This is a genomic window from Carboxylicivirga mesophila (assembly GCF_018271975.1).
GTDB lineage: Bacteria > Bacteroidota > Bacteroidia > Bacteroidales > Marinilabiliaceae > Carboxylicivirga > Carboxylicivirga mesophila.
The window spans coordinates 311,979-325,433 of record NZ_JAGUCN010000001.1; the positions used below are offsets into that span (position 1 = coordinate 311,979).

The 13,455-nt window shown below is 40.1% G+C and carries 8 protein-coding genes; all 8 read left to right on the plus strand.

Annotated features, from left to right (window positions below; translation table 11 throughout):
- Positions 1 to 135: 135 nt before the first annotated feature.
- The 8 genes from KEM09_RS01295 (at position 136) to KEM09_RS01330 (ending at position 13,455) form a co-directional block, all read left to right on the plus strand.
- The gene (locus tag KEM09_RS01295; protein WP_212224178.1) at positions 136 to 2,040 is read left to right on the plus strand and encodes a methyl-accepting chemotaxis protein; all 1,905 of its coding nucleotides are present in this window, start codon (positions 136 to 138) and stop codon (positions 2,038 to 2,040) included.
- A 211-nt stretch (positions 2,041 to 2,251) separates the two neighbouring features.
- Entirely contained in the window at positions 2,252 to 3,208 is a 957-nt protein-coding gene (locus KEM09_RS01300; protein WP_212224180.1) for an endonuclease/exonuclease/phosphatase family protein, read from the plus strand.
- Positions 3,209 to 3,269: 61 nt separating this feature from the next.
- Positions 3,270 to 5,666: an outer membrane protein assembly factor BamB family protein gene (locus tag KEM09_RS01305; protein ID WP_212224182.1), complete on the plus strand. Its 2,397-nt coding sequence runs from the start codon at positions 3,270 to 3,272 to the stop codon at positions 5,664 to 5,666.
- A 110-nt stretch (positions 5,667 to 5,776) separates the two neighbouring features.
- Complete coding sequence (locus KEM09_RS01310; protein WP_212224184.1) at positions 5,777 to 6,382, plus strand: RNA polymerase sigma-70 factor; 606 nt, start codon at positions 5,777 to 5,779, stop codon at positions 6,380 to 6,382.
- Positions 6,383 to 6,587: 205 nt separating this feature from the next.
- Positions 6,588 to 7,583: a FecR family protein gene (locus KEM09_RS01315; protein ID WP_212224192.1), complete on the plus strand. Its 996-nt coding sequence runs from the start codon at positions 6,588 to 6,590 to the stop codon at positions 7,581 to 7,583.
- 147 nt (positions 7,584 to 7,730) lie between these two features.
- On the plus strand, positions 7,731 to 11,093 hold the full coding sequence (locus tag KEM09_RS01320) for a SusC/RagA family TonB-linked outer membrane protein (protein WP_212224199.1): 3,363 nt from the start codon (positions 7,731 to 7,733) through the stop codon (positions 11,091 to 11,093).
- Positions 11,094 to 11,103: 10 nt separating this feature from the next.
- A complete protein-coding gene (locus KEM09_RS01325) occupies positions 11,104 to 12,615 on the plus strand; it encodes a SusD/RagB family nutrient-binding outer membrane lipoprotein (RefSeq protein ID WP_212224201.1) in 1,512 nt (503 codons plus the stop codon).
- A gap of 12 nt (positions 12,616 to 12,627) precedes the next feature.
- Positions 12,628 to 13,455: a hypothetical protein gene (locus KEM09_RS01330; RefSeq protein WP_212224203.1), complete on the plus strand. Its 828-nt coding sequence runs from the start codon at positions 12,628 to 12,630 to the stop codon at positions 13,453 to 13,455.

The window sequence follows — 13,455 nt, forward strand, 5'->3', positions numbered from 1 at the left end:
TTTGCCTGGCATTTAGTCAGGCATTTTTTGTATAAAAATGTTAAAACTCATTTGTGGAAAAGAAAACTTTTGCTAGCATTACACGTATATATAAGGCATAACTAGGTCCGGGAAAATAACCTAAAATAACTGCTTGTGAATAAAATTATTAATCTACGCTTAAAGAGTAAGCTGTTGGTTTATACGCTAGCATCTTTTACTCTCATTTATGGCGCAACGCTTGCCTACATTAGTTTACAGCTGAGAAAGAATGCATTAGAAGATTCCAAATCAATTATTGATGCTAATTTAAAGGCTTCTCGCAATCTGATACAAAACGATATTAATCAGGTGATCACATCAACAAATACCATTCGTGATAATTACAATAATTATTTGCCAATGGATGAGGCATACCGGGATGAGGTCTTTGGCAATATGTTATACGGTTGGTGTCAGAATAATCCGGATTTGTTATCAACCTGGCAGATATGGGAACTTAAAGCGCTGGACAGTAACTACACCATGCGAAATGGTCGCGAGCGTAATGTAGTGTTTCGATTAAATGGTCAATTGAAGCAAACCACCGAAAGAGTGGATATGAATGATGAAGTGCTGACCAGTTTGTATTACCAGGCGCGCGATTATAATCATGCAGATATCTGGAATCCATATTATGATGTCGTAACAGAGGAGTTGGAAGGTATCCTAATGACTTCAATCACTGCACCCCTGCAAGATGCCAGTGGTCGTTTTCTAGGACTCGTGGGTGTTGATATTAGTTTGAATGATATGTCGAAGATCATCTCAAGCATGGATCTTTATGAAGGCGCTGTTTCTTATCTGGTATCGCGAGACACCAGTATTGTGGCTCATACTTCACCCGATTATGTATCCCAAAAGCTATTATCGGTTATTGATTCTGACAGTCCGGAATTTGCAATCGGACTGGATAAAACATTACAGTCTGAGGATTATCCTTTTGAATATGTCAACCAGAAAAACGAAGTAGAGTACTATGTATCCTATACACCGGTTACCTTTAGAGGTATTGAAACAACCTGGACACTGGGTATTGAAGTGCCAAAAGCAGTAATTTTGAAAAAGGCCAATGCCATATTTTATCAGAGTGTTATTATAGGACTGATAGGATTAATTATTCTTTATGTGATAGTCTATTTCACTGCAGGAAATATTGTTCGGCCAATTATTAAAAGTGCTGCTATCGCTCGCGAAATTGCTGATGGTAACCTTACGGCTGAGATTGATGTGGATGATGAGCAGCAGGATGAAGCCGGAGATTTAGGTCGGGCATTACGAGATATGATTGATAACCTGAAGCAAATTGTGAATGAGATTATCGAAAGCTCCGATGCCATTAATACTGCCAGTCTGGAGCTGGCTTCCTCGTCTAATCAGCTATCCGAAGGAGCATCTAATCAGGCGGCCTCTTCTGAAGAAATATCTTCATCAATGGAGGAGATGGTAGCCACTATTCAGCAAAACAGCGAAAACTCGAAACAGACTGAGGGCATCGCCCTTCAATCGGCTAAGGGCATTAAAGAAAGCTTCGAAAGCTCAAAAGAAACAACCATTTCGATGCAGGAGATTGCTCAAAAGATTACCATCATCGAGGAGATTGCTAAACAAACGAATATCCTGGCATTAAATGCTGCCGTAGAAGCTGCTCGTGCTGGTGAGCAAGGCAGAGGATTTGCAGTGGTGGCGGCCGAGGTGAAGAAGCTGGCTGAACGCTCGCAAAAAGCAGCAGTGGAGATAATTGATTTAACGCAGCACGGAGTTGATGCAGCTGAGAAATCTGGCAAACAGCTTGAGGATATCATTCCTGAGATTGAAAAAACCACACAGCTGGTGCAGGAGATTACGGCATCGAGCTATGAGCAGCAGAGTGGTGCTGAACAGGTTAATAAAGCCATCCAGGAACTCAATGAGGTGACTCAGCAAAACTCAGGGTCGGCATCTATCTTTACAAATAACTCGGAGCATTTGACTCAACTGGCAGCAAAATTAAAAGAAGCAATCAGTTATTTTAAGCGATAGAAATGATATAATGATTAATTAACGGCCATCCTGAATTTTACAAGGATGGCCGTTTTTATTTGTAAAAAAATGGAGTCACAGCAAACCTTGTATATCGCAAATTAATACATCAGCCGATTAATTATGAAAAATGGAGAATCAGAACTGGGGGTATATTACTTTGAAAGGCGTTATATTGGCAAAATGGATTTGACACAAAATACCGAATATTATGAAGTTACTCACTTGTATTAGTTTATCATTTATACTTTTAACAGGCAACTGTATCCTATGCCGTGGTAATGATATAGAAGCATCTCAGTCTTTATCAGTTTCTGTGATGGTTTGGAATATATGGCACGGAGGGAATGATGCTGACTTAAAGGAAGATGGTCGTCCACATGTGATAGATATTATCAAGTCAGTAAATCCGGATATTGTATTACTGATTGAAACCTATGGCTCGGGTAAGATGATTGCTGATTCATTGGGATATTATTTTCATTTGATCGATAAGCCAGGCACTCCGCTTGATAATCCACATACCAATCTGTCCATTTTAAGCAGGTATCCATTGGGTGAAAGGGTGGACTTTTACAATTATTTTAATGTAGGAGGTATCGAAGTGTACCTTAACGATACAACAAAAATGATGGTGTTTGATACTTGGCTCAACTTTGATCCTTGGGATGATGAACCACAATTACTGGGAAAAACGCCTGATGAATTGGTGAAGTGGGAAACCTCTGGTTCACGTCCTAAAGAAGTTGGAGCTATCCTTAAAGGTCTGCAACCATTTTTAGACAATGCCGATGATGTACCTGTTATTGTAGGTGGGGATTTCAATATCTGGTCTCATCGCGACTGGGTTGAATCTAATAAGGGCATCAACAATGATTTAGTGGTGAACTGGTGGACCTTATCTGCTTTTGAAGATGCTGGACTAAAAGATGCATTTCGGGAAAAATATCCCAATCCAAAACATAATCCGGGTATTAGCTGGGGAATGCCAGGTGTGAATGATGACCATCGTATAGATTATATTCTTTATAAGGGAAATAAACTGAAGGTATTGGATTCACAAATTAGAAAGGTGGATTATAATGAAACGATTGTTATAGGAAACAAAAGTGCTATGTTTCCTTCTGATCATGGTTACGTTGTAACCCATTTTCAGTTAGATTTATAGATAAAGTTCTTTTTTACCGTCAAAAGTATATTACCAAAGCGTTAGAGTAAATATAAAAGGAATGAACATGAATAAATGGCTGATTACCGGCATTCTGTTGTGCCTCGTTTCCCTCACTTATGCCTCATATAAGGGACGGGTTTTTATTGATGATAATGGAAATGGTAACTATGATAGAAGTGAAAAGGGAATTAAAGGTGTTAAAGTTTCAGATGGTTTACATGTAGTATGCACCGACGAAAATGGTTACTTTGATTTGCCAGGGGATGATATTACACGTTTTATTTTTATTACAGTACCGGCTGGTTACCAAACAAGCTATAAACATTATTTGCCGGTTGATAAGCAAAGCCAGGCATATGATTTTGGACTAAAGCCTTATATTAAAACAGCTGATAATGCACGTTTTATTCAAATTACCGATACAGAAACCTATGAGCATCATCAGTGGATAGATAATATCAAGGAATATGCAGAACAGCATGAGGCTGGGTTTATTATTCATACAGGTGATATCTGTTATGAAAAAGGGCTGCAGTTTCATGCAAGAACGATTCACACACAAAGCATGGGTGTTCCCGTTTTTTATTGTATCGGGAATCATGACCTGGTGAATGGCGATTATGGCGAGCAACTATTTGAATCCCTGTTTGGCCCTGTTTACTACTCATTCGATTCAGGTAATACGCATTTTGTAGTAACACCAATGTTGCATGGCGATCATCATCCTTCGTATTCAAAGGAACAGGTTTATAATTGGTTGGTTAATGATTTAAAACATGTGGATCCAACGATGAATCTTGTGGTGTTTAATCATGACCTGTTGACTTTTGGTGATGAATTCATATACGAGGGTAAAAAGAATCAGGTGCTAAATCTGAATAACCATAACCTGAAGGCATGGATTTATGGTCACTGGCATATTAATTTCATGAAGAAACATGGTGATAATGGTCCTGTTAGTGTGTGTGCTTCCTCGCCCGATAAAGGAGGCATTGATCATTCTCCATCGAACTTTTTGGTTTATGACATTAGTGATGAAGGAGAGCTTAACATTACACCCCGATATGCATATGTAGATCATCAATTAGTAATTAACTCACCAATAAACAAAGTCGTGAAGAGAACGAAAAGCAATGACCTGCTGGTATCGGTTAATGCCTACCACTCAACTGCGCACGCAAGTTTTATAAAGGGAGTTATAACCAGTGATGATGGTGAAAATGTGACTTTTGATCTGGCCCCAAATACCGATTGGAACTGGAGTGCAACTATACCAATTCGTAAAAAATGGAAGAATAAAAAATTGCAGCTATCGGTGGAAGCTACGTTTGCCGATGGGGAAATAACCAGTCGCAAGCATACATTTGAATTAAGTAATGTGGTGGATGCAAATACTTCTGGACACTTAATGTGGTTATCCAATGTCAAAGCCAATACATGGATGGCTAAACCTATTGAGGCTGATGGAAAAGTATTTGTTGCCATGATTGATGATTTTAGGCTGAAAAAGTGTGGCATAATAGCCTTGGATGTGGAAACAGGGCATAATGCCTGGACATACTTTACTGAAGGTTCGATTAAGAATACTATCTGCTATGAAGGAGGAAAAGTCCTGGCTACTGATCACTTTGGGATAGCCTATGCTCTTGATGCCCACAACGGTCAATTGCTTTGGAAGAAAGAGCTTGGTCAAAAGGGACTTGGAGCCTATATCTCAGGAAGTGTGGTGAAAGACGGAGTCTATTACACTGGCTTTGGAAACTACCTCAAGGCTCTGGATATAGAAAACGGACGAGAGGTATGGTCAAATACTGAATGGACAGGAGGCGAAGGGGATGCATCTACCATGACAATCGCCGGAAATGTCTTGATTTCTGGTTCCAATTGGAGAGCTTTATTTGCCCACGACATCAAAACCGGTAAACTGCTTTGGAAGAAAAGTGATAATGGATTTCGTTTTCGAAGCAGTTCAGCAACCTGGCATAACGATGCTTTATATGTTGCATCCCAAAAGGGAATTGGGGTGATGAATGCTCATACCGGTGAGCTGTACCGCTATTTTGAAACACCTTATGACATTCAGGTAGCAACTAAACCTTTACTGGTCGATCAGTTAATAGTTATTGGAACATCAGCAGAAGGAATAGTGGCCCTCGACCGTATGACTGGTAAGGAGGTATGGAAGTTTAAAACCGGTGAATCACTCTTTTATTCTGCACCTTATTCGAAACCAGAAAGTGCTGCCGTTGAATCGGCGCCAATACTGATAACTGGGATGATCTGTTTTGGTGCTTCCGACGGACTATTGTATGCAATTAATCCGCCCGATGGCAAGCTCATTCAGAGTGTAGAATTGGGTGCGCCGGTCTTTTCGCCGGTAACGCCAGTGGAGAATGGTTTTTTAGTGAATGATTTTGGCGGCAGCGTTTATCGTTTTGAAATCCCTGATGAATAATTTTGAAACAGAGAGAACGAATTAATCAGGATTTGCTGAATGCTAATGCAAACTGAATAAGACTAATTGCGTCTTTCTAAAATCCGGTTATCTTTGCTAACCGTCGATACATGGAAAACAAGACCTCCAACATAGAACTACTGGATAAGATCAGGCAGGGTGACGAGCATGCTTTTGAACAATTATTTAAACGCTATTTTGAACGCCTTTTTTTATTTGCCAGTAATATTGTGAAAGATGAGATTCTGGCGAAAGATATTGTGCAGGAAGTGTACATCAAGTTTTGGGAAAAACGTAGAAGTATAGAACCAATAAATATTGAGGCGTTTCTTTATAGATTGGTGCGAAATCAATGCATATCGCATATACGCCATATAAAGGTCGTTAGTAATACACAGCAGAAATTCTCTCACCTCAAGAATACCGAAGAGCTTTATCGGATAGATTTTGTAAGGGATGAACCTTATGTAGTTATAGAAAAGGAATTGGAAGAAGAAATAGCCAGGGTCATTGAAGCATTACCACTCAGGTGTCGTGAAGTGTTTGTCTTAAGCCGGATAGAGGGACTTAAATATGGAGAAATTGCAGAAAAGCTGGATTTGAGGGTTAAGAATGTAGAGAAACACATTAGTAAAGCGCTGACAATTTTTCGTGAGCATTTCGAAGGGCGCATCCCATTGGCTTTATTTGTGCTCATAATGAAGAATTATCTGTGATGCTCTCAGGTTATACAGTTACTTTTATCAAATGACTTGTGGTTTGTGCTATGCTATTTCAGGGATAATCTGAAAACCGATATCTGCACTTTTTTTAAGATAATTCATTTCTGCCTGTTGCCGACTGAATATTCAGTAACTTATTTTTTACATTAAGGGGGGGAATACTTTAATCACTTGCGTTATTAATTTACAAGGCATAATAATGGAAATGAAAGAAGACTACTATAATAATCTTATAGAACGTTATTTCAAGGGTGAGATAAGTGAAGAGCAGGCCGGTGAACTGATTCACTGGCTGGAAGCTTCACCTGAGCACCAGGCTTATTTTGATGATTTGAGCGCTAACTGGCACGGTTCTGATGATAATCTTTTCATGCAGAAAAACTGGAATGAATTAATCAACCGTGTTAGGCGAATGGAGGCCCTGGATAATCAGATTAAGCCTTCAAGTAAGCGGCTTAATATTTGGAAAGTAGCTGCCGTCGCTTCATTACTCGCATTTATATCCGTTAGTGCATTCTGGCTACTACAAAAGCAAATTAATGAAACTGGTTTAGAAACAGTCGTGTTTGAATCACCACGCGGACAACGCTCAAAAGTGACCTTGGCTGACAGCACCATAGTTTGGCTGAATGCCGAAACAAAGCTGGAGATACTGGCAATGAACAATAAGCAGAGAAAGGTGGCGCTCGTTGGTCAGGCATATTTTGAAGTAAAGCGCAATGAAAACTCTCCTTTTATTGTAAAGACGGCCGATTATGATGTTACTGTTCTGGGAACCGTATTTGATGTGATGGCTTATGATGATATGAATAAGACGGTTACAACTTTGTATGAAGGGAAAGTAAAGGTGCATAACACGCAGGAGACAGTTGTTCTGCAACCGGGGCAGCAGGCGGTTTGGACCAATGGGCTAATGCAAAAACAAGAGGCTAGTGATATTCGTGCTGTTAAAGGGTGGGTGAGTAATGATTTTCATTTTGATAACATGCCTTTGGAGGAGCTGTTAATAAGTCTGGAACGATGGTATGATATTGAGTTTGATTATGTACAGAACGATTTGCAGGGATTGTACTTTTCCGGAGCATTTAAGAATGAGGAAACGATATGGCAGGTGCTGGATGTTATAAAGCTATATGTGCCAATTAAATATGAGAAAATAAACCTGAGAAAAGTGAAGATTATAAGAACTAAATAAAAATGAAAAAAGGGAGCAAAGTGCGACCAATCCTCCCTTTAGTTAATTAAATCATAAGTATAACTTAATCGATTCAAAAGTATGGAAAAAAAATGGGTTTCCCAAGGGAGAGGTATGCCCTCCTGCCTTCGTAAAATTCTGATGACGATGAAACTAACTGTATTATTTCTGGTTATTGTATTGCAGCAAACTTTTGCTATTCATACCTATTCACAATCAGAAAAATTAGACCTCAATTTATGGAAAAACTCACTTAAGGAGGTGTTTCAGATGATTGAGAAAAAAACGGATTACTCTATCATTTATGATGAGGGACTGATTCAAAACAGCTCGCTAAAATCGGGTAACTATAACTCTGTCATGATTTCAGGGATACTTGATGAGATACTGGCAGATGAGGGCCTTAGATACCAGGTTATTGATAAAATGATAGTTATTCTTAAGGATGAGCGCAATAAGGATGAATATAACTATCAGGAACGGACAAGAACATTAACAGGCAAGGTGGTGGATGCTTTTGGTGAGCCTCTGATCGGTGTTAGTGTTTATATTAAATCAACCACAACCGGAACGATTACCAGTATCGATGGTTCCTATAGTCTTCAGGTGAAGAATGACGATGTTATAGTCTTTTCATTTATAGGTTTTGAGATGCAGGAAGTAGGAGTAAGTGATAGGGAGACCCTCGACATCACTCTGGTGGCAGATATGCAAAATGTGAATGAAGTGACAGTAACTGCTCTTGGTATCAAGCGTGAAACAAAGGCTCTGGGTTATGCTGTTCAGGATATAAAAGGTACGGAGATACAAAAAGCAAAGGAATCCAATGTGATAAGCAACCTCACAGGTAAAGTTGCAGGTTTGACTGTATATAACTCTTCTGATTTCTTCAGTACTCCAAAATTTTATCTGCGTGGTGCTCAGCCTTTAATTGTTATTGACGGAGTACCGGTAAATTCTGACTTCTGGGATGTGAGCAGTGAAGACATTGAAGAAATGAGTATTCTGAAAGGTGCTACGGCTTCAGCGCTTTATGGATCCAGGGGAGCTAACGGGGCAATAATGATTACTACTAAAAAAGGAAAAGCCAAAAAGCTGACCGTTGACATTTCCAGCAGTACAATGTTTAAGGCCGGGTATGTGGCCATTCCTAAACCGCAGCAAGTATACGGAACAGGAGATAATGGACAGTACTCCTACGTTGATGGTAAAGGCGGAGGGATTAACGACTCAGGCACATACGTGTGGGGTCCCCGGCTTGATGAAAGAGACCCAACCACGGCCAGTGGCTGGAAAGAGATAGCACAGTGGGATAGTCCGCTTGACGAAAATGGCAACCGCATACCAACCCCCTGGCGTTCCCGCGGGCGTAATAACCTCACTAATTTTCTTGAAACAGGTTTTATAACCAATAATAATATCAGTGTGTCGCAAAGTACCGAGAAAGGGAGTTTTCGTATATCAATGTCGCATGCATACGAAAAAGGACAGGTACCAAATACAAAACTTAATAATTCTACGTTCACCATTGGAGGTACAACCAAGATTGGAGATAAGTTTAACCTGGAATCATCCTGGACCTATAACAGGCAGTATTCGCCCAACTATCCTTATACAGGATATGGAGGAGCGAATTATGTGTACAACCTTTTAGTTTGGTCGGGAACCGATTATGATATCCGAGATTTTCGCGATTATTGGCTGGTAGAGGACGTACAACAAAAGTATTACCAGTATACGGTATGGTACAATAATCCTTACTTTCTGGCTCATGAAACAACCCGGTCGTATTACAAGGATGTCAACTATGGTTTCGTAAATATGACTTATGATTTGGCTAAAGATCTTAAGCTGGCAGGACGAATTGGAAGCAACTGGAATAGTACAAAGTCGGATCAGAGAACACCTAAAAGTTATGGAATGGGCGAGGGGAATTATTCCAATAGTCAGTCGTATTATTTCTCAATCAACAGTGATGTGCTCCTAACATACAAAAAAGACCTGTTTGATGGTTTTACAGTGGATGCTCTTTTAGGGGGAACCATGAACTATTGGGAAAGCAAATCTTTATCAGCCAGTACAGATGGACTGAATGTGCCTGGTTTCTTCTCTCTGTCCAATTCAACGAATCCGGTTTCGGCCAGCAACTATTTTTCCAGGAAGCAGGTTAACAGTGCCTATGGTAAAGTGAGTTTAAGCTACCTGGACGGCTTGTATCTGGATATGACGGGACGTAATGACTGGTCATCTTCGCTACCCGAGGATAGCCGTTCATATTTTTATCCGTCAGTGGCCTTAAGCGGTATCATCTCTGAATTTGTCAACATGCCTGATGCAATCAATTTCTGGAAGGTACGAGGCTCATGGACCGTATCGAAAAAGGATGTGAGCTTGTATAGTATTAATCCCGCTTACACGGTAAGCTCTGATGTGCGACAGGGGAATAGCGCTGCTTATTATCCATCTACCATTGTTGGTTCAGATGTGGAACCGGAAGTGAATAGAACCTATGAGCTTGGAACGGATATTAGCATGCTATCCAACCGACTGCGTCTGGATGTGGCCTACTTTAATACATTAAACTATAATAAAATCGCCTACGCAGATATATCTGATGCATCCGGTTTCTCCAGTAAGCAGGTAAATACCGATGAAGAATTTGAGCAAAAAGGGGTTGAGGTGGTATTATCAGTCACGCCGATCAAGACACACGCATTAACCTGGGATGCTTCGTTAAACTGGTCAACAAGTCGCTGGTATCTTAAAAAAGCGGATGCTGTTTATACTGCAAAATCATCTTGGATAAAAGAGGACGGAAGAACAGACTACATCATTGGTTATGACTGGGAGCGTGATAATGAAGGAAATATCGTGCATAACTCAAGTGGCTATCCGGTAAGTAGCAATTATCCTACTGTGTTTGGTTATGTTTCTCCGGACTGGGTGTGGGGTTTCACAAACAATTTTACGTTTAAGAATTTTGACTTGTCATTCTCTTTTGACGGACGTGTAGGTGGAGACATTTACTCACAGACCAACCAGGCTATGTGGAATAGCGGTACCCATCCCGAATCTGTAAATGTATACCGTGAAGCTGCCGTTAACGGCATTAATAATTACACAGGTAATGGCGTGGTTGTCACAAGCGGTGAAATCATACGCGATGAACAGGGTAATGTTCTGGAGGATACGCGTGTTTTTGAAGCTAATCAAACTCAGGTATCTTATATCTCCTACATGAAAAGCTATAATCCATATGTGGGCAGTATGAAATACCAGAACATGTACGATCAGACTTTCTTAAAGCTAAGGGAACTGAGCCTGACTTACAAAGTGCCAAGTGATGCTGCCAAAAAACTAGGCATGTCTGCAGCTTCAATTGCGTTTATTGGACGTAACCTGTGGCTTTGGACCAAAGAAGTGAAATATATCGACCCGGATAATGGGAGTGATAATTTATCATCAGCATCCGTTCGTAATGTTGGATTTAACATCAAATTGACATTCTAAAAGCATTGATATGAAGACATACTTAAATAAAATAGTAGCTCTTATAATGATGGTCGGTTTGGTTAACTGTACCGGTAATTTTGATGAGCTTGCTGTAAATCCTAATAAAACAGAACAAGTGATCCCTAGTTTGTTATTTACAGGGGTGAGTTTAAACCTGGCGTCCGGAGGAGGAAAACCATTCTTTTATTCGCAGATGGTCTCAAAGCAAATTGTTTGGACTGAAGCAATGGAGGATTATCAGTATAATAGGTTTGGACGTTCAAGCTTTTATAACTATTCAATCTTGCGCAATGTTGACAAGATGGTTGAAGAGGCTGAGCGAACCGAAGAAGATGTGTACATTGGCATGGCCCACTTTTTTAGAGCCTGGTTTTATTACGATCTTACTATGGCTTTTGGTGATATCCCTTTTGAGGAGGCCATGAAAGGAGAGACTGAAAACATCTACTCGCCTGTGTATGATTCTCAGGAAACCGTTTTTGCAGGTATACTCAATGAGTTGGAACTGGCCAATGAAGCACTGATGAACACGACAGGTGTTCTTACTGGAGATATCTTTTACAATAATGACATACAGAAATGGAGAAAGGCTGTTAATACGTTTACACTAAGAGTGCTGATGACTCTTTCGGCAAAGGAAGGAAATACCGCATTAGGTGTAAAAGAACACTTTAACCAGATTGTCAGCAATCCTTTGAAGTATCCATTGATTGAATCATTAGCGGATAATATGATGTTTATCTATACCGATAAACAAGGTGAGCGTTATCCATTTTTCAATCATAGTCATCAGCAATACCCACACCTGGACGAGTCATTTGTAAACATTCTCAAAGAGCAACAGGATAGAAGGTTGTTTTATTATGCACAGCCTACTGGAGAAGCAGTAGCGGCAGGAATACCAGCCAATAGCTATGATGCTTATGCCGGAGGCGACGGAACACTGCCAATTGAAGATCTTCAGCAGCTTGAAATTGATAAGCAAATGTCAAGGATTCATGTCCGGTATTATACAGATCCTGAGAACGAGCCTTATATTGTAATAGGTCTCGCTGAAAAAGAGTTCTTAATCGCCGAAGCTGTATGGCGCGGCTGGATTGATGATGATGCAGCCACTCGTTATAATAATGGCATTAAGGCATCGATGAAGTTTTATGAAACATATGGGGAGAGTTATGAAGGGGCAGATATTTCTGACGCGTATATAGATGCCTACATTGAGTATCCCAGGGTGCAGTATGATCCGGCTAATGGCTTGGAGCAGATAATAACGCAAAAATACATAGCCACCTTTCTGCAAAATAACTGGCTGCAGTATTATGAAAACAGGAGAACGGGTTTTCCTGAACTAAAAATCAACCCTTCAACATCACTCAACACGGGAAGTGAAGATCGCATTCCGGTGCGTTGGATGTATCCACAGTCGGAATCAGATGCCAACAAAGAGAATGTAGAGGACGCCATTAAGCGTCAATATGGTGAAGATAATGTCAATGCAGTAATGTGGTTACTAAAGTAAAAGGTGTAAGATATGAAGACATATAATTTAACAAGAATACTCCTTGTAGTTGTCGCATTTGTGTTTTTCGCATGCAGCGAAACAGAGGAGCCTGAATCGATATACGTGTATTTTAAGGAAAAAAGCAGTAGCGTCGTAGAAAGTCATCCTGATGAAATCAGGATACCTGTAAAGGTGTTTGCGACATCTGATATGGTAGATGATCTTACGATGAATTATGCACTGGAAGGCAACGAAAAAGGAATAGTCAGTGATAAAAGTAATGGCATTCTTATCTTTGAATCCGGATATGCAGCCTATACTTCTTATATTACTTTAGGTGTAAATGATAATGCTACAGGAGATGGAGATGTTGACGTGGTCATAAGCTTATCATCAACAGCTAATGTTACGCTGGGTATTGGAGAAGGCGCGAATAATACAAACGGCACATTCACTCTTACGGTGCTGGATGATGATATCGCATGCCTTGCCGAATTATGGACAGGTGATGTGAATTGTACTGATAATGTATGGCCAAGCTGGAGTCCAAGCTATTGTATAGGTGAGAAGGTGGGAGATGACTGCCAAAGATTAAATCTTACTTTTGACTTCTGGGCGATGAGCAGCCTTGAAACCTTTTTAGAGTTGGAGCTTGGCCCGATTGATCCGGATACCAAACAAGGTAATGTAACATTATTAAACGACTATAATGCTGTTGGCGGTGGTTATGATGTGACTTTTCATGCGGGACCTGCAGGCACCTACAATGGAAATACTTTTGAACTAAACCTGGAACTGCAATTTAGTGGTTATGATATAGGAGGTGATGGCATATACCGTTTTACTGTAAAGAAATAA